This is a genomic window from Thalassococcus profundi (assembly GCF_003344785.1).
In the GTDB taxonomy this organism is placed as follows: Bacteria; Pseudomonadota; Alphaproteobacteria; order Rhodobacterales; family Rhodobacteraceae; genus Puniceibacterium; species Puniceibacterium profundi.
The window spans coordinates 415,393-433,852 of sequence record NZ_QPMK01000003.1 but is presented as its reverse complement, the minus strand read 5'-3'; the positions used below and the strand labels follow the sequence as shown (position 1 = coordinate 433,852).

Here is an 18,460-nt window from a genome sequence, read left to right as displayed (position 1 = left end):
TCCCCTGTGTCTAAAAATTCCGGTGTCTCAGAGACCTTGCAACCGGCCTGCCTCGGCCTTGGCAAAGGCGATGAGGTCGGTGACATATCCCTTGCCCACGTCATCGCTGCGCGTCGCAGCGTAAAGCCTGCGGGTGATGCCCCGTTGCGTCAGCGGCCGCGTCACGTAGTCGGAATTGTACTTCACCTCGCGCACGACCCAGTCGGGCAGCACCGCGACGCCGCGGTTGCTGGCCACCAACAGCAGGATCACCGCCGTCAGTTCGACCTGCCGGATCGCCCCCGGTTCGACCTTGGCCGGGGTCAGAAGCTGGCTGAAGACGTCGAGCCGCGACCGCTCCACCGGGTAGCTGATCAGAGTCTGGCCGCGGAAGTCCTCGGCTTCGACGTAGGGCTTGTCGGTCAGCGGATGCTGTGACGACGCGACGAAAACCGGTTGATAATCGAATAGTTCGGTAAAGGTCACGCCCGGAATGTCCTCGGGATCCGAGGACACGACGAGGTCAACCTCTTCCTTCAGAAGTGCTGGCAGCGCATCGAAAGCCAGTCCCGGGCGAATGTCCACGTCCACGTCCGGCCAGCTCTTGCGGAACCGCTCCAGCACCGGAAACAGCCATTCGAAACAGGCGTGGCATTCGATGGCGATGTGCATGCGGCCCGCCGACCCGTCGCGCAGGCCGGAAAACTCCTCCTGCAGCGCCTCGACCTGCGGCAGGACCTGTTCGGCCAGCCGCAACAGGCGCAGCCCCGCCGGCGACAGTTTCATCGGCTTCGAGCGGCGCACAAAGAGCTCCACCCCGGCCTGGTCCTCGAGCCCCTTGATCTGGTGGCTGAGTGCGCTCTGGGTGATGTTGAGCTGATCCGCGGCGCGGGCGAGGCCCCCGGCCTGGTGAATGGCCTTGATCGTGCGCAGATGACGGAACTCGATATGCATATCCGCGTTCGCTTCATGTTGTTGATGAGATTTATGAGTTTGTCTCACATCCCCCGCCATGCGACAAGACGGTAACGCGACAGGATCGCCCCCTCAGATTCAAGGCCCCGACCATGACCCGACCCGAGATTTCCTTCGAATTCTTCCCCCCCAAGAACATCGAGGCGACTTTCCGTCTCTGGGACACCGTGCATGTGCTGGCGCCGCTGGCGCCGCGCTTCGTCTCGGTCACCTACGGCGCCGGCGGCACAACGCGCGACCTCACCCGCGATGTGGTGGCGACGCTGCACAAACATTCGGGCCTGCGCACCGCCGCGCACCTGACCTGTGTCGAGGCGACCCGCGAGGAAACCCTGCAGATCGCCCGCGACTTCGCCGCCGCAGGTGTGACCGACATTGTGGCGCTGCGCGGCGATCCGCCCAAGGGGGCGGACGGCTTCACCCCCCACCCCGAAGGATTCGCATCGTCGGTGGAACTGATCGAAGGGCTGAAGGATGCGGGCGACTTCACCATCCGCGTCGGAGCCTATCCGGACGTCCACCCCGAGGCGCGCGACCAGGCCGCCGATATCGAATACCTCAAGCGCAAGCTGGATGCCGGGGCGGACGAGGCGCTGACGCAGTTCTTCTTCGAATCCGAAACCTTCTTCCGCTTCCGCGACGCCTGCGTGAAAGCCGGGATCGACAAGCCCATCGTGCCGGGCATCCTGCCGATCGAGAACTGGAAGGGCGCGCGCCGCTTCGCTGAAAGCTGCGGCACGGTCATCCCGCAATGGGTGATCGACGCCTTCGAGACCGCCGAGCGCGACAACCGCCAGGATCTGCTGGCCACCGCCATCGCGACCGAGCTGTGCTCCGAGCTGATCGACGGCGACGTCGACAAGCTGCACTTCTACACGCTGAACCGCCCGGAACTGACGCGCGACGTGTGCTTTGCCCTGGGCGTGACCCCGGATGTGAAACTCGAAAACGTCGCCTGACCGCGCCAGACCGCAGCCAAGAGTTTTACCTGGGCGCCGCGGCCTATGCCGCGGGCGCCCGTCCCCCGATCCCGCGCGTGACAGCCTGTGCCGCGTCCCGCACCACCCCGCCGGTCGCGGCGATGGAGTCGTCGGGAATGCGGTTGGCCGGCCCCGAGACCGAAATGCCCGCCACCGCCTCGCCGTGGACATCGAAGATCGGCGCCGCGATGCAGCGCATCCCGAGGTTCTTTTCCTCCGCATCCACCGCGTAGCCGCGCGCCCGCGTTTCCGCCAAGTCCGCCGTCAGCGCCTCCCCGGTCAGCGTGTGTTCGGTGAAGCGCTCCGCCCCGTGCCGGTCGAGAATCGCCGCCACCCGCTCCGGCCCCATCTGCGCCAGCAGCGCCTTGCCGATGCCCGAGGCATGCATCGGCGACATCGTTCCCGGAGCAAAGAAGGCGCGGATCGTCGCCTGGGTCTCCACCTGGCTCAGGAACAGCACCTGCCCGTCCCGCGCGATGCCCAGGTTCGCGGTCTCTCCGGTCGCCTGCATGAGGTCGCGCAGCGCCGGGCGCGCGCGTTCCACCAGCGAGGTGCGGCGCAGGAAGCGCGAGCCGATCTGAAACGCCCCGGCGCCGATGTGCCAGACCTGCGCGCCCGAATCGAAATCGACGATGCCCCGCGCCTCGAGCGTGTAGAGCACCCGGTAGACGCTGGCGGGCGCCTGGTCCAATGCGCCCGCGAGCTCCGAAAGCGTCGCGCCGTTCATCTCGGACAGCCGTTCCAGCACCTCCATGGCGCGGTCCAGCGACTTGATGGTGTTCTGGTCGGTCCGGTCGGTCCAGGCGCGCGGCCGCCCCCGCGCCCGGGACGTGGTCTTGCCGGTCTGCGTGTCCTGAGTCTCTGCCATGGTGGTCTCCAAAGTTTCCAAAAATGTTTTTCACATCATGAAAAATACAAGCGCCTGTTTCAATTCGGTTTTTCTTATCATACCAAAAATGAAAAACGTTTTCAAAAAAATTGCCCAGCAAACGGGCAGATTGTAGACAGGATGCAGAACCCAGGAGGCACCGCCCATGAGCATTCAGAACCCGGTCTTCATCCCCGGCCCGACCAACATTCCCGAGGCGATCCGCAAGGCCTGCGACATGCCGACGATCGACCACCGCTCGCCGCTCTTCGCGACGATCCTGCACCCGGCCATCGACGGCTGCAAAAAGGTGCTCAAGACCACCCGCGGCGAGCTGTTCATCTTCCCCGCCTCCGGCACCGGCGGCTGGGAAGCGGCGCTGTCGAACACGCTGAACCCCGGCGACGGCATCCTCGCCGCGCGCAACGGCATGTTCAGCCACAAGTGGATCGACATGTGCCAGCGCTTCGGCCTCGACGTCACACAGGTCGACGTGCCCTGGGGCGAAGGCCTGCCGGTCGCGCGGTTCGAAGAGATCCTGCGCGCCGACACCGAAGGCCGGATCAAGGCCGTGCTCGCCACCCATAACGAGACCGCAACCGGCGTGGTGTCGGACATCGCCGGCCTGCGCCGCGCCATGGATGCGGCGGGCCACGGCGCGCTGCTGCTGGTCGACGGCGTCAGCTCCATCGGGTCGATGGACTTCCGCTTCGACGACTGGGGCGTGGATGTGGCCGTGACCGGCAGCCAGAAGGGCTTCATGCTGCCCGCGGGGCTCGCCATCGCCTGCTTCTCGGAAAAGGCCGTCGCCGCCAGCAAGTCCGCCACCCTGCCCCGAACATTCTGGAGCATCGACGACATGCGCAAGGGCTACGCGGCCAACGCCTATCCCTACACGCCCGCCGTGGGCCTGCTGAACGGTCTGAAGCTCGCCACCGACATTCTGCTGTCCGAAGGGCTCGACAACGTCTTCGCCCGCCATGCCCGCATCGCTGACGGTGTGCGCGCCGCGGTCAAGTCCTGGGGCATGAGCCCTTGCGCGGTGAGCCCCGATCTCTATTCCAACACCGTGACGGCCATTCGCACGCCCGAGGGCTTCAATGCCTCGACAATCGTCGAACGTGCCGCACATGAATATGGCATGGCCTTCGGAACCGGGCTTGGCGACGTGGCCGGCAAGGTCTTCCGGATCGGCCACCTGGGCCAGCTGACCGATGCCATGGCCCTGTCGGGCATCGCCACGGCGGAAATGGTCATGGCGGACCTGGGCCTGAACATCACCCTGGGCTCCGGAGTGGGGGCCGCGCAAGCGGTCTACCGCCACGGAACCCCCATCGCAACGGAGGCTGCCGCGTGAAGGACATGACAGACATACTGCCAACCTATGCCGACATGCTTGCCGCGCACGAGCGGATCAAGCCGTACATCCACCGCACCCCGGTGCTGACCTCGAGCTTTCTCAACGAGAAGACCGGCGCAGAGCTGTTCTTCAAGTGCGAGAACTTCCAGAAGGCCGGTGCCTTCAAGGTGCGCGGCGCGTCCAACGCGGTCTTCGGCCTGTCGGACGAACAAGCGGCCCGCGGCGTCGCCACCCACAGTTCCGGCAACCACGCCCTGTCGCTCAGCTACGCCGCAGGCCGCCGCGGCATCCCTTGCCACGTGGTCATGCCACGCACTGCGCCGCAGGCGAAAAAGGACGCGGTGCGCGGCTACGGCGGCATCATCACCGAATGCGAACCCTCGACCAGCAGCCGCGAGGCCACCTTTGCCAAGGTGCAGGAAGAGACCGGCGCGGAATTCGTGCATCCCTACAACGACACGCGGGTGATCGCGGGCCAGGGCACCTGTTCGAAGGAACTGATGGAGCAGATGGAGGCCGAGTACGGCCACGGTCTTGATGCCGTGGTCGCCCCCATTGGCGGCGGCGGCATGATCTCTGGCACCTGCCTCACGCTCTCGACGCTGGCGCCGGATGTGAAGATCTACGCGGCCGAGCCCGAACAGGCCGATGATGCCATGCGCAGCTTCAAGGCCGGGCACATCATCGCCGACGACGCGCCCGACACCGTGGCCGACGGTCTGAAGGTGCCGCTGAAGGAAAACACCTGGGCTTTCGTCAGCCAGCATGTGACCGACATCCTCACCGCTTCCGAGCAGGAAATCATCGACGCGATGAAACTCACCTGGGCGCGCATGAAGATCGTGATGGAGCCCAGCTGCGCCGTGCCGCTCGCGGTGATCCTCAAGAACCCCGAGGTGTTCCGCGGCAAGCGCGTGGGCGTCGTCGTCACCGGCGGCAATGTCGATCTCGACAAGCTGCCCTGGACGCTCTGACCGGCGTCCTCCATCCATTCACAGTTCTCAACGGGAGATGAGACCATGAAAGATATCACCGACTATTCCGACCTCGAGGTGGGCTTCGACGTGCCCGCCCTGCCCGGCATGGACGAATCCGAGATCCAGACCCCCTGCCTGGTGCTCGACCTCGACGCGCTCGAGCGCAACATCAGGAAGATGGGCGATTACGCCAAGTCGCACGGCATGCGCCACCGCGTGCACGGCAAGATGCACAAATCCGTCGACGTGGCGCTGCTGCAGGAAAAGCTCGGCGGCTCCGTCGGCGTCTGCTGCCAGAAGGTCTCCGAGGCCGAGGTCTTCGCCCGCGGCGGCATCAAGGATGTGCTGGTCTCCAACCAGGTCCGCGACCCCGCCAAGATCGACCGCCTTGCGCGGATGCCAAAGCTGGGCGCGCGCACCATCTGCTGCGTCGACGACTTGGACAACGTGGCCGACCTCTCGGCCGCAGCCCAGAAACACGGCACGCAGATCGAATGCCTGGTGGAAATCGACGTGGGCGCGGGCCGCTGCGGCGTGCAGTACGGCCAGCCGGTCGTCGAGCTCGCCAAGGCCATCGACGCGGCACCCGGCCTGAAATATGCCGGCATCCAGGCCTACCAGGGCGCGATGCAGCACATGGACAGCTACGAGGACCGCAAGGCCAAGACCGACATCGCCATCAGCCAAGTCTCCGAAACGCTGGAACTGCTCAAGGCCGAAGGCATCGAGAGCGACATCGTCGGCGGCGGCGGCACCGGATCCTACTACTTCGAATCCGCTTCCGGCGTCTTCAACGAGCTGCAGTGCGGCTCCTACGCCTTCATGGATGCTGACTACGGCCGCATCCTGGACAAGGACGGCAACCGCATCGACCGCGGCGAATGGGAAAACGCGCTGTTCCTGCTGACCAGCGTCATGAGCCATGCCAAGGCCGACAAGGCCATCGTCGACGCTGGCCTCAAGGCGCAGTCGGTGGACAGCGGCCTGCCGGTGATCTTCGGGCGGACGGACGTGGAATACGTCAAATGCTCCGACGAGCACGGCGTCGTCTCCGACCCCGACGGTGTGCTCAAGGTCAACGACAAGCTGCGCCTCGTGCCCGGCCACTGCGATCCGACGTGCAACGTGCACGACTGGTACGTGGGCGTCCGCAACGGCAAGGTCGAAACCCTCTGGCCGGTCTCTGCGCGCGGCAAGGCCTACTGATCCGGCTTCATCTTGCAAACAAACTCCAGAGAGCGCGAGAGACAGCGTCTCTCGCATCGCCCGGGGGCACCCCGGGCGATCCAATTCCCGGCAGGCGGCCTGCCGGCCTGAAAGGACCCCCATGCACATCGTTCCCGAATCCGTGATCTCCGACCTCATCACCCCCGAAGCCGCCTTCGACGCGGTCGAGCAGGTCTTCGCCGCAATGGCCGCAAAGGACGCGTACAACTTCCCCGTGGTCCGCGAGGCGATCGGCCACGAGGACGCGCTCTACGGCTTCAAGGGCGGGTTCGACAGCGCCGGCGGGTCGCTGGGCCTCAAGGCCGGGGGCTACTGGCCGCACAACCTCGAAAAGCGCGGACTGATCAACCACCAGTCCACCGTGTTCCTGTTTGATCCGGACACCGGCAAGGTCTCGGCCATGGTGGGCGGCAACCTGCTGACCGCGCTGCGCACCGCCGCCGCCTCCTCGGTGTCGATCAAGCACCTGGCGCGCAAGGACAGCGAAGTCCTCGGCATGATCGGCGCCGGGCACCAGTCGGTGTTCCAGATGAAGGCCGCCGTGAAACACCGGGATTTCAAGAAGGTCATCGGCTGGAACTATCATCCAGAGATGCTGTCCCGCCTTGCAGACTGCGCCGCCGAGCTGGGCCTGCCCTTCGAAGAGGTCGACTTGCCGACGCTGGGCCGCGACGCCGACGTGATCATCTCGATCACCTCGAGCTTCGATCCGACCCTGATGGATGCGCATGTCTCTCCTGGCACACATATCGCCTGCATGGGCACCGACACCAAGGGCAAGCAGGAGGTCGAAGCGGCACTGCTGAAGCGCGCACGCGTCTTCACCGACGAGGTGGCGCAGAGCATCTCCATCGGCGAGGCACAGCATGCCATCGCCGAAGGGCTGATCGAAGAGAGCGACATCACCGAGATCGGCGCCGTCATCAACGGCAGCCATCCGGGCCGGACAAGCGACGAGGACATCACCCTCTTCGACGGCACCGGAGTCGGCCTTCAGGACCTTGCCACCGCCGCCAAAGTGGTAGAGCTTGCGGTCGAAAAGGGCGTCGCCCTCGAGGTGGATTTCTAACGTAAGGCCAAGACCATGCGCATCGCGCTGAACGGGTTCGGCAGGATCGGTCGCACGGTCCTGCGCCAGGTGCTGCGTCACCATCCGGATATCGAATTGGCGCTGATCAACGACATCGCCGATCCCGCCACCTGTGCCTATCTCTTCCAGTACGACAGCGTCTTCGGCCCCTACCCGGGCCGGGTCCGCGCCGAGGCCGGTATGCTGCGGATCGACGACCGGAGCATCCCCTTCACCGGCAGGCGCGCCTTGGGCGATCTCGATCTCTCGGGAGTCGATGTGCTGATGGACTGCACCGGGACGATCCAGACCCGCGCCCATGCGGCACAGGGGCTAAAGGCCGGCGCGCGCAGCGTCCTCATCTCCGGCCCCTGCGACGAGGCCGAGCGGACGATCGTGCTGGGCGCCAACGAGGACACGCTGGGCGATGCACGGATCGTGTCGAACGCGTCGTGCACCACCAACGCGCTCGCGCCGCTACTGCGGGCCGTGCAGGACCGCTTCGGCATCCTGTCGGGGCACATGACCACGGTGCATTGCTACACCGGCAGCCAGCCCATGGTCGACGCGCCGCGCGGGCCCTTCGCGCGCAGCCGTGCCGGGGCGGTGTCAATGGTGCCCACCACCACCAGCGCCACGCACCTGATCGACCTGGTGCTGCCTGACATCGCGGGACGGGTCACGGGAGCGGCGGTGCGTGTGCCGGTGATCTCGGTCTCGGCCATCGACGTGACGCTGCGGCTGTCGTCGCCGCCCGCAGGACCTGCGGAGGACGCGCTCCGGGCGCTCGCCGAGGCATCGGAGGTGATCGGCTGGACCGACGATCCCTGCGTGTCGACGGACCTGCGCGGCCGGCCCGAGTCGCTGGTCATCGCCCTGCCCGAAACCCTGCCCAGAGGCGATCAGCTGCGCATCTTCGGCTGGTACGACAACGAATACGGCTTTTCGGCGCGCATGATCGACATGGCCCGGCGCATGTCGGCACGCGGCTGAGCGTCCTCAGACCAGCTGCTTGAGCTGGTCGAGCCCCTGCTGCGCGCGCTCGGTCTTGCCCATGCGCACCATCTCGGCCACCCGCTCCACCGCATCCGGCAGGCACAGCCGGTCCAGCGCGAAGGCGCGCGGCGCGGCGCGGCGGCGCAGGGCAAAATACCGCATCTCGCGGCGCTGCGCGCCAAAGGCGAATTTCCACGGCTGGTCCCCGGCCCCGAACTCGTAGCGGTCGAAGCCCTGGTCGATGCCCCAGCGGATGCTTTCGGGAATCAGGATCAGCTCGGGCGCGCCCGGCGCGTCACCGGGATCGCGGCCCATGAGCAAGAGGTGCATCCGGTCCATGTCGTGATCGAGCAGATGCGCAACCGCGCCGACCGGCGTGTCCCCGTCCCACAAGACGCTCAGGTCGAGGCAACCCAGCCGGCGCGCCAGGTCTAGGCGGCTGCGGAACCCCTCGGCCAGCGCCTGCGCTTCGTCAGAGCCGCTTTTCACCCCGCGTTCCGCCACCCAAAGCGCCAGCAGCGCCTCGCGGTCGCGCTCGTGGGTGTCGGCATCGCTGCGGGTGAGCGTCCAGCGCCCGCTGTCGAGATAACGCCGCCGCGTGCGGCGGATCAGGTCCTGCACGCCCCGCGACGGCGCGGTCTGCAGCCAGGTCTCGAAGCTCAGCGGCAGCACCAGGCGCGGCGCGACAAGGTTGTCGGTGGCGCCCGCGTTGACCGTGTAGGTCTTCCAGCTCAGCCGGAACTCCGCGGGATCGAACGCCGCCGCGAATGCCTCGGCGCGGCGGGTGCTGCGGACATAGCGCAGCGACAGCTCGGTCCAGGGCGTCTGCGCCACCGCCCGCGCCAGCGCCGGCATGGCCGCCTCTTCCCAGTCGGGATCGCAGAGCAGGCCGGTCCAGAGGCTGTGCAGCAGCCGTCCGGCGGCGTCGCATTCGGTGGTGAATTCCTCGCGCTCGCGGCTCCAGTGCACGCGCAGGCGCAGCGGAAGGACGGCGACGATCTGGCTAAGCTGGTGCGGGTTGCGCGCGACGAAGATGCGCCAGCGGCGCGGGTTTTCCGACAGGCCCTCGGCCAGCCAGGCCCAGGACAGGAACAGCGTCGCCTCGGGATCGCGGGCAAAGAGCGCGTTCCAGGCCGGGCGCAGCGCCTCGAAGGCCTCGTAGGCGTCGATGACGTCGACGACGGGCTGTGGTGCGCTCCGCGCCGCGGCGTCTTGGGTCACGGGGGACTGGTCCAGCATGCTCGGCTCAGGCCCGCAACACCCGGCGGCGCTTGAGTTTCTTCATCCGCTTGTCCTCGCGCCGCGCGTCGCGTTCAGATAGCGTGCGGAAGTTCTTTTCCGCCGCTTCGAAATGATCGCGCAGGCAGGACGTCAGCGGATATTGCGCCGCGAAATACCCGCCGACCTTGCAGATATGGGCGGCGAAATCCGGATGTATCCCGGCATCGTCGTATTTGCGCACCTTCTCTTTCTTCTGCCAGCCGCGCTTTTCCGCCTCTTTCACGATCAGCTTGAAGCGCTGGATGCAGTGAAACACGGTGTAATGCGACAGGTATTCGAAATAGGCGTCCATGGTGTGGCCGCATTCGGGGTCGAAGGCGTCGATGACGATATCGACCATGTCGCTCGGGTCCATCGGCCAGGCCTCGTCGCCGATGAGCCAGGCGAAATCCTCGGCGCCGTGGCGGATGCCGGAATATTCGAAGTCGAACCAGCGCAGCCGCCCGTCGTCCCCGAGCGCCGCGTTGCCCGACCGGCAGTCCCACTTGATGAACTGCGTCTTCGGCACGTCCAGCGCATCCAGCACCGCATAGGGGTCGAAACTGTCGGGGATGCCGCCTCCGTAGGGTTCGAGCGCGTCCACCGCGCCGATGAAATTCTCGTACCATTCGGCATTGTCGCCCAGGTGCGGCAGCATCTCGGCCAAGTCGGTCTTGCGCGCGGCACTCTGGAAACGGAAGATCGACGACACCGCCGCGTGGGCCATCTCGTGCTGCTCGATCCCCTCGACCTCGGCGATGGCGACGTTGAGCCGGCGGCCGCCGACGTCTTCCTGAAACAGGATTTCCTCGACCACGCCAAGCGCGCGGGGCACGTCGTCGCAATGCTCCGACAACTGGCCCAGCACATAGCCTTCGAGATGGGTGCGGCGGAAGTTCGGGCGCAGGGTGGCGATCACCGTGCGGTCGGGAAAATGCAGACGGAAGCTCGACCGGCTTTCGCCGCCGGGGGCCGAGATGTCGTCCAGTTCCTGGCCGAAAAAGTCTTCGGCGGACCGGGCGATATAGTCGACCCGGGATTCGGCGGTGTCTCTGGGCATGGCGGTCTCCGTCAAAGCTGGTTGCATCCCGCTTAAACGGACATTTGGGCAATTTTGAGGAAGAAGCGGCAGATTAGCGGCGCGCTGCCCGCGTCGCAGGCCGACAGCAGGCGAAGGATAAAACAAAAAGCGGCCCGGCGTCTTTCGACACCGGACCGCGCATCCCCTAAAGGATGATCCCGCAAGCTTCGGGGGGACCTTCACCTGCGGAATTCGCGCCTTACGCGTCCTGTTGATCGAGCGTGCCGACGGTGACGGATTTCGTCACTTCTTCACCCTTGCGCCAAATCACCACGTCGGCCTCGGCCTCGGGGTCGGTGTCGGCGACGGCACGGGTCAGATCGCGCAGGTCTTCGATCTGTGTCCCGTTAAAACTTAGGATGATGTCACCGTTTTCAAGGCCTGCGGCCTGTGCGGGGCTGTCGGGCTGGACCATTTCGACCACCGCACCGCGGGGGGTGGCGTAGCCCAGCACGTCCGCGATCTCGTCCGACATCGGCCGAATCTGGACGCCCAGCCAGCCACGGGTGATCTCGCCATCGTCGCTCAGGTCGGCGACGACCTCCTGCACCAGGTCGGACGGCACGGCAAAGCCGATGCCCACGGACCCGCCGCCGGGCGAGAAGATCGCGGTGTTGACGCCGATCACCTCGCCATCGTTGTTGAACAGAGGGCCGCCCGAATTGCCGCGGTTGATGGCGGCGTCGGTCTGGATGAAGTCATCGTAGGGCCCGGCGTTGATGTTGCGCGACTTGGCCGAGATGATCCCGCTGGTGACAGAGCCGCCAAGGCCGAAGGGGTTGCCCACCGCCATCACCTCGTCGCCGACGCGCATGTCGTCCGACGATCCGAAGGCCACGGCCGGCAGAGGCTCACCGGCAGTGACCTTGATGACGGCGAGGTCGGTCAGCCGGTCGCTGCCCAGCACCTCGGCCTCGAAGCTGCGGTCGTCCGACAGCTTGACGGTCACGGTTTCGGCACCGGCCACGACGTGCGCGTTGGTGACGATCAGCCCGTCTTCGGACACGATGAAGCCTGAGCCCAGACCCTGGCGCGCGCGGTCGCCGCGCTGGCCGTGTTCGGGCATCATGTCCTCGAAGCGCCTGCGCAGCTCTTCGGGCATGTTCTCCGGCAGCTCGCCTTCGAAATTCGCAGGCGACGCCTTGCCGGTCACCTCGATGAAGACGACGCTGGGTGACACCTGCTCGACCAGGTCGCCATAGCCGCCTTCGGGCACGGCGAAGGCCGCGGTGGGAGCCAGCGCCAGGCCGCCGGTGGTAGCCACGGATGCGGCCAGGGCCACGGCCGCGATGCGGGATGTGGAAGCGTTGAGGGTCATGCAAACTCCGTTGTTTTGCTCTTGCGATGCTGCCTATCTGACGCCTGCGCCTCACAGCCGCTTGGCCGGGCCTATACAAATTTTTAACACCAACGAAGCTTCACACGGCGGACCAAAAGGCTCATGTTCCGTGCACTTCCGCGGGCTTGCACCCGCCATTCAGCGATTGCGGTCCCAATGAAACTTCTCGTTGTCGAAGACGACGCCACCACCGGCAGCTACATCGCCCGCGGACTGCGCGAAGAAGGCCACACGGTCGATCTCGTGACCGACGGCCGCGACGGGCTGGTGCAGGCCACGGGCGGCGGCTACGATGTCATGGTGGTGGACCGGATGCTGCCAGAGGTCGACGGCATGACGCTGGTCAAGACCCTGCGCGCCGCCGGCAACCGCACGCCGGTGCTCTTCCTGACCTCGCTGGGCAGCGTCGACGACCGCATCGACGGTCTGAACGCCGGCGGCGACGATTACCTCACCAAGCCCTTCGCCTTCGGTGAACTGTCGGCCCGGGTCAGCGCCCTTGCCCGCCGCCCGCAGGCGGTGGAGCAGGAAACCGTCCTGCGCGCCGCAGACCTCGAGATGAACCTGATCACACGCAAGGTGACCCGCGGCGGGCAGGAGATCGACCTGCTGCCGCGCGAATTCTCCATTCTCGAACACCTGTTGCGCCGCAAGGGCCGCGTGCAGACCCGCACCATGTTGCTGGAATCGGTCTGGGACATTTCCTTCGACCCGATGACAAACGTGGTCGAAACGCATATCAGCCGGCTGCGCGCCAAGGTCGACAAACCCTTCGAGCCGGACCTGATCCAGACCGTGCGCGGTGCGGGCTACCGGATCGACGGATGAGCCGCCTGCTGCGCTCCACCCCGCTGCGGCTGGCGCTTGGCCTCGTGCTGCTCTTCTCGGTGGTCAGCCTGCTGAGCCTCGCCACCAGCTACGTGATCACCCAGCGGTCCTTCGAGGACACGATCCGCGAGGATCTGCGGCAGGACATGACCGGGTTCCGCGCCGCCCCGAGCGGTGCCGCGCTGGCGCAGCTGGTCGAAGCCGAGGCGGCAGAGACCGATCCGAACCGGCTGGTGCTGAGCTATTACGCCGCCAACCGCCAGCATTACGGCAACGCCTTCATCGCGCGCGACGACGAGGGCTACCACATCGTGAGCCTGGGCGAGGATCGCGCCGGGCTGCCGGGGCGCTACCTGGCGCTCACCGCTCGGCTCTATGGCGGGCAGCTGACCATCGCGCGCAGCCGGGCCGAGATCGACGCCCTGCGCGGCGTGTTCCTGAACATTCTGGCGCTGAGCCTGCTGCCCACGGTGCTGATCGCGGTGTCTGGCGGTCTTTACTTCGCCCGCCGATCGGCACGGCAGGTGGCGGTGATCGGCGACGACCTCGACCGGCTCACCACCGGCACGCTGTCGGCGCGGATCGGCGACACGCCCGGCTGGGGCGAGGATCTGGCGCAGATCGCCCGCAAGATCGACCAGATGGCCCGCGCGCAGGAAGCCTCGGTCGAGACCCTGCGTCAGGTGTCCTCGGACATCGCGCACGACCTCAAGACGCCGATCCAGCGCGTCGCCCTGCACCTGGACGATCTGGCCGAACGGCACGCGCTGGATTCGGAGGCGCAGGAGAAGGTGGCCGAGGCGCGGGCGGAGCTCGAGGATATCGTCTCGGTCTTCCACGCCCTACTGCAGATCGCGCAGGTCGAGGCGGGCACGCCCCGCTCACGCTTTGCCACGGTGGACCTCGCGCAGCTTTGCCGGACCTTCCACGAGGTCTTCGAACCCTCGGCGGCAGAGAACGGCCAGAGCCTGACGCTGGACCTGCCTGCCGACGCGGACACGATCCCGGTGACCGGCGACCGCAACCTGCTGGGCCAGGCGGTGGCGAACCTGATCGAGAATGCCATGCGCCACACGCCCTCCGGCACGGCGATCACCCTGGGCGCATCGAACGGCCCGCATCCGGTGCTTTGGGTGGCCGATACCGGTCCCGGCATCCCCGAGCCAGAGCGCGGGCTGGTGCTGCAACGGCTCTACCGGCTCGACCGCAGCCGCGGCACGCCGGGCAGCGGGCTGGGTCTGAGCCTGGTGGAGGTGGTCGCGTCCCTGCACGAGGCGCGTCTGGAGCTTTCGGACAAAGCGCCGGGGCTGCGGGTGTCGCTGCGGTTCTAAGGCGATTGGTCGATGCCATGCCCCGTCAGAGACAGGCGCCATGTTGTAGTCGACCCGCGACTGTTCACCAGCGGCACGTCATCACGCCGGTCATGTGCCAGGCCGGTGCCGCGCATCCACGGACCGCAAGGTGAGTTTGACGCCGCCAAACCTGCCGCGAGGGGTCGGGCCGCCCCTCTGTTCGTTGGTTCGGACCTCGTCGCTGCGCGGAATCAAGGCGGCCCCTGGCCGCCGCCGCGCCATCGCCGGGCCGCCCCCCGGCACGGCGATTTGGCTGGGCTTGGCACGACGCTGACAAGTCGTCCGGATTTGGCTGGTATAAAGTGCTGAGCGGCAGAGCCGGATCGCCGCACCGCGGCCCGACGGTGGCTCGACTCTCCCTGACCCCAGCGGTTTCCTCGCGAAAACCGCGTTCGCCGCTGAAAAGGCTCCCCCGGAGCCTTTCCCGGGCGCGGCTTGCCCCGGCGGTTTTCTTGCGAAAACCGCGTTCGCCGCTGAAAAGGCTCCCCCGGAGCCTTTCCCGGGCGCGGCCTGCCCCGGCGGTTTTCTTGCGAAAACCGCGTTCGCCGCTGAAAAGGCTCCCCCGGAGCCTTGCCCGGGCGCGGCTTGCCCCGGCGGTTTTCTTGCGAAAACCGCGTTCGCCGCTGAAAAGGCTCCCCCGGAGCCTTTTCCGGGCGCGGCTCACCCCAAGGCGCGCAGGCGGCGGATAAGGCTCGAGGTGTCCCACCGGCCGCCGCCCTGCTTCTGCACGTCCTTGTAGAACTGGTCCACCAGCGCCGTGACCGGCAGCGAGGCCTGCACCTCGTCGGCGGCCTGCAAGCAGATCCCAAGATCCTTTCGCATCCAGTCGACTGCGAAGCCGTGATCGAAATGGTCGTCCAGCATCGTTTCATAGCGGTTCGACATCTGCCACGACCCGGCGGCCCCCTGGCTGATCACCTCGACCACCGCACGGCCGTCGAGCCCCGCCTTCTCGGCGAAATGCAGCGCTTCGGAGAGCCCCTGCACCAGCCCGGCGATGGCGATCTGGTTGCACATCTTGGTCATCTGCCCGGCACCGCTTTCGCCGATGCGGCGGCAGAGCTTGGCATAGGTGTCGATCACCGGTTCGGCCATGTCATAGGCCGGCTGATCCCCGCCGCACATCACCGAAAGGGCTGCGTTCTCGGCCCCCGCCTGGCCGCCGCTGATCGGTGCGTCGACAAAGGACAGGCCCAAGGTCTTGGCCTCGGAATACAGCTCTGCCGTGACCTTGGCCGATACGGTGGTGTGATCGACGAAGATCGCGCCACGGTCCATGCCCCCGAAAGCGCCGCCTTCGCCGGTGCAGACCGAGCGCAGATCGTCGTCGTTGCCGACGCAGGCCATGATGAATTCCTTGCCCCGCGCCGCCTCTGCCGGGGTTTTCGCCCAGGCGCCGCCGTGCTCTTCGACCCAGGCCTCGGCCTTGGCGGCGGTACGGTTGTAGACCGTGACCTCGTGCCCGCGCCGGGCCAGATGCCCCGCCATCGGATAGCCCATCACGCCCAATCCCAGAAATGCCACCTTGGCCATCGTTCTCTCCCTCTTTCGCTGCGTTGCGCCCGTTATTCCCGCCGGTCCGCCCCTTGGCAAGGCCGCGATCCCGAGATACGCCCTTTGCACCGGACCTAGTGCGGGAGACGGAGACGAAAATGGGCTTCCTGTTCAGATGGCTGCTGCGGCTCGCATCGGCGGCGATCCTGCTGTCGTTGCTGGCGGTGCTGGTGGTCTATTACCTGGGCTCGCGGTCCCTGCCCGATTACGATAAGGCGCTGGCGGTCTCGGGCATCACCGGCGATATCGAGATCGTGCGCGACAATTCCAACGTGCCGCATATCCTCGCGCAGTCCGACCGCGATGCCTTTTTCGGACTGGGCTACGTTCACGCGCAGGACCGTCTGTGGCAGATGACCCTGCTGCGCCGCACCGTGCAGGGCCGCCTCTCCGAGGTCTTCGGCACCCGCACGGTCGAGACCGACAAGCTCTTGCGCCGCCTCGACCTTTACCCGCTGGCGGTACAGTCGGTCGAGGCACAGGATGCCCGCACCCGCGATGCGCTCGATGCCTATGCCCGCGGCGTCAACGCCCGCATCGACGAGATCAACGCCGACTCTCTTGGCCGCGGCGCGCCCGAATTCTTCCTGTTCAACGCGCCCATCGCACCGTGGCAGCCCGCGGATTCCATCGCCATCGTCAAACTCATGGCGCTGCAGCTATCGGGCCACCTCGGCGACGAGGTGCTGCGCGCCCGCACGTCGCTGCAACTCCCCGACGAGGACCGGCTGGCGGATATCCTGCCCGACATTCCCGGCCAGGGCCTGGCCGCGCTGCCGGAATACAGCGCGCTCTTTCCCGCCGGAGCCCGCTTTGCCGCCGCGACGCCCGCGCAGGACCGTCCGGCCCTCTGGCCGGTGCCGCGGCGCGGGCTGGCGGGCGCGTCGAACGCCTGGGCCGCCGACCCCACCCGCTCCGCCTCGGGCGGCACCTTGCTGGCCAACGATCCGCACCTGGGCTTCACCGCCCCCGCGATCTGGTATCTCGCGCGGCTGCAACTGAGTTCCGGCGGTGTCATCGGCGGCACCATCCCCGGCGTTCCCGCGATCATGCTGGGCCGGTCCGAGGATCTGGGCTGGGGCATCACCTCGTCCTACCTCGACGACCAGGACCTCTACATCGAGGAACTGAACCCCGACAATCCCGAGCAATACCGCACGCCCGAGGGGTTCAAAGCGTTTCGCACCCGCCGGTCGATCATCGAGATCAAGGACGCGGCCCCGATCACCATCACCCTGCGCTGGACCGACAACGGCCCGGTCCTGCCGGGCACCCGCTTCGACCTTGCCAGCATCACGCCCGAAGGCCATGTCGTGTCGCTGGCCTGGACGGCACTCTCGGGGCGCGATACCTCGATCAGCGCCGCCATCGGCCTGATGCATGCCCATGATGTCGAAGAGGCGCTGGCGCTCTCCGAAGGCTACGTCGCGCCGTCGCAGAACCTGACACTGGCGGATAACGAGACCATTGCGCTCAAGACCATCGGCGCCATGCCGCGCCGCGACGCCGCGCATCAGAGCCAGGGCCGCCTGCCCAGCCCCGGCTGGATCGAGGCGAACCGCTGGCAGGGCATGCTGCCCTTCTCCGCCAATCCCGAATTCCTCTCGCCCTCGGGCGGGATCGTCGGCAACACCAACAACAAGGTCGTCGACCGGCCATTCCCCATGCATGTCAGCTTCGAATGGGGCGACAGCCAGCGGGTGATGCGCTGGCAGGGGCTGATGCAGGGCCGCGAGGTGCACACGCGCGACAGCTTCATCGAGGCGCAGCTCGACACCGTGTCCTTTACGGCGCGGTCGCTTCTGCCGCTGATCGGCGCCGATCTGTGGTTCACCGGCGAGGCCGCGCCCGAAGGCACGCCCGAACGCCAGCGCCAGCGCGCGCTGGACCTGCTGGCCAACTGGAACGGCGAGATGAACGAGCACCTGCCCGAGCCGCTGATCTACGCCGCCTGGCTGCGGGCGCTGCAGGACCGGCTGATCCGCGACGACCTCGGCCCGCTGGCGGATGAATTCGACCACGTCGAGCCGCTGTTCATCGAGCGCGTCTTCCGCGACGTGGACGGCGCCTCGGCCTGGTGCGACATCATCCGCTCGGCGGCGGAAGAGAGCTGCACCGACATCTCGCGGCTGGCGCTGGACGACGCGCTGGTCTGGATCGGCGAAAATTTTGGCACGGCGCTCGAATCCCTGCGCTGGGGCGATGCGCACCAGGCCACCCATGACCATCCGGTGCTGGGCGAGGTGCCAGTGCTGCGCTACTTCGTCAACATCCGGCAAAGCACCAGCGGCGGCGACAACACGCTGCAACGCGGGCGCACCAGCGGACAGGACCCGATGCCGTTCCAGAACGTGCACGGGGCGGGCTATCGCGGCGTCTACGACTTCGCCGATCCCGACAGTTCGGTCTTCATCAATTCCACCGGGCAATCGGGTCATTTCCTGTCGCGCCACTACGACGACCTGGGCGAACTCTGGCGGCGCGGAGAGTACATTCCCATGTCGCTGGACATCGACCTCGCGCGCGCGGCGGCGGTGGGCGTGACACGGCTGACCACCGACTGACGCTGCGCGCCTGCCCGACGCCCCACACGTCCAGGTTGCCAGAAATCTCGG

15 protein-coding genes are annotated in these 18,460 nt (G+C 66.8%); 9 read left to right on the top strand and 6 right to left on the bottom strand.

Annotated elements, in window-relative coordinates; all coding sequences use genetic code 11:
- Positions 1-27: 27 nt before the first annotated feature.
- The gene (locus tag DU478_RS06285) at positions 28-933 is read right to left on the bottom strand and encodes a LysR family transcriptional regulator (RefSeq protein ID WP_114510081.1); all 906 of its coding nucleotides are present in this window, start codon (positions 931-933) and stop codon (positions 28-30) included.
- Positions 934-1,046: 113 nt separating this feature from the next.
- On the opposite strand from DU478_RS06285, the gene metF reads away from it, so the two are divergent.
- Complete coding sequence (metF, locus tag DU478_RS06280; RefSeq protein ID WP_114510080.1) at positions 1,047-1,913, top strand: methylenetetrahydrofolate reductase [NAD(P)H]; 867 nt, start codon at positions 1,047-1,049, stop codon at positions 1,911-1,913.
- Between the two features lie 43 nt (positions 1,914-1,956).
- Here metF and bhcR read toward each other — a convergent pair whose 3' ends face one another.
- Positions 1,957-2,802, bottom strand: coding sequence for an HTH-type transcriptional regulator BhcR (bhcR, locus tag DU478_RS06275; RefSeq protein WP_114510243.1), 846 nt, complete (start codon positions 2,800-2,802; stop codon positions 1,957-1,959).
- 166 nt (positions 2,803-2,968) lie between these two features.
- On the opposite strand from bhcR, the gene bhcA reads away from it, so the two are divergent.
- The 5 genes from bhcA (at position 2,969) to DU478_RS06250 (ending at position 8,428) form a co-directional block, all read left to right on the top strand.
- Positions 2,969-4,159: an L-aspartate--glyoxylate aminotransferase BhcA gene (gene bhcA / locus DU478_RS06270; RefSeq protein WP_114510079.1), complete on the top strand. Its 1,191-nt coding sequence runs from the start codon at positions 2,969-2,971 to the stop codon at positions 4,157-4,159.
- A gap of 5 nt (positions 4,160-4,164) precedes the next feature.
- A complete protein-coding gene (gene bhcB / locus DU478_RS06265; protein WP_114510242.1) occupies positions 4,165-5,136 on the top strand; it encodes a beta-hydroxyaspartate dehydratase BhcB in 972 nt (323 codons plus the stop codon).
- A 45-nt stretch (positions 5,137-5,181) separates the two neighbouring features.
- On the top strand, positions 5,182-6,345 hold the full coding sequence (gene bhcC / locus DU478_RS06260; RefSeq protein WP_114510078.1) for a 3-hydroxy-D-aspartate aldolase BhcC: 1,164 nt from the start codon (positions 5,182-5,184) through the stop codon (positions 6,343-6,345).
- A 121-nt stretch (positions 6,346-6,466) separates the two neighbouring features.
- Entirely contained in the window at positions 6,467-7,435 is a 969-nt protein-coding gene (bhcD, locus tag DU478_RS06255) for an iminosuccinate reductase BhcD (RefSeq protein WP_114510077.1), read from the top strand.
- A gap of 15 nt (positions 7,436-7,450) precedes the next feature.
- Complete coding sequence (locus DU478_RS06250) at positions 7,451-8,428, top strand: type I glyceraldehyde-3-phosphate dehydrogenase (RefSeq protein WP_114510076.1); 978 nt, start codon at positions 7,451-7,453, stop codon at positions 8,426-8,428.
- Positions 8,429-8,434: 6 nt separating this feature from the next.
- Here the strand turns inward: DU478_RS06250 and DU478_RS06245 are convergent, their stop codons facing one another.
- The 3 genes from DU478_RS06245 to DU478_RS06235 form a co-directional block, all read right to left on the bottom strand.
- A complete protein-coding gene (locus DU478_RS06245) occupies positions 8,435-9,670 on the bottom strand; it encodes a GNAT family N-acetyltransferase (RefSeq protein ID WP_114510075.1) in 1,236 nt (411 codons plus the stop codon).
- 7 nt (positions 9,671-9,677) lie between these two features.
- Positions 9,678-10,751: a hypothetical protein gene (locus DU478_RS06240; RefSeq protein ID WP_114510074.1), complete on the bottom strand. Its 1,074-nt coding sequence runs from the start codon at positions 10,749-10,751 to the stop codon at positions 9,678-9,680.
- Positions 10,752-10,971: 220 nt separating this feature from the next.
- Entirely contained in the window at positions 10,972-12,090 is a 1,119-nt protein-coding gene (locus tag DU478_RS06235; RefSeq protein ID WP_114510073.1) for a Do family serine endopeptidase, read from the bottom strand.
- A 177-nt stretch (positions 12,091-12,267) separates the two neighbouring features.
- On the opposite strand from DU478_RS06235, the gene DU478_RS06230 reads away from it, so the two are divergent.
- Complete coding sequence (locus DU478_RS06230) at positions 12,268-12,939, top strand: winged helix-turn-helix domain-containing protein (RefSeq protein ID WP_114510072.1); 672 nt, start codon at positions 12,268-12,270, stop codon at positions 12,937-12,939.
- Positions 12,936-14,270 carry a sensor histidine kinase gene (locus tag DU478_RS06225; protein ID WP_114510071.1) on the top strand — a complete coding sequence of 445 codons (1,335 nt, stop codon included), beginning with the start codon at positions 12,936-12,938 and terminating at the stop codon, positions 14,268-14,270. Before DU478_RS06230 ends, DU478_RS06225 begins: the two co-directional genes overlap by 4 nt.
- A 681-nt stretch (positions 14,271-14,951) precedes the next feature.
- Here the strand turns inward: DU478_RS06225 and DU478_RS06220 are convergent.
- Entirely contained in the window at positions 14,952-15,860 is a 909-nt protein-coding gene (locus DU478_RS06220) for an NAD(P)-dependent oxidoreductase (protein ID WP_325048089.1), read from the bottom strand.
- Between the two features lie 83 nt (positions 15,861-15,943).
- On the opposite strand from DU478_RS06220, the gene DU478_RS06215 reads away from it, so the two are divergent.
- Complete coding sequence (locus DU478_RS06215) at positions 15,944-18,409, top strand: penicillin acylase family protein (RefSeq protein WP_114510069.1); 2,466 nt, start codon at positions 15,944-15,946, stop codon at positions 18,407-18,409.
- Positions 18,410-18,460: the final 51 nt, after the last annotated feature.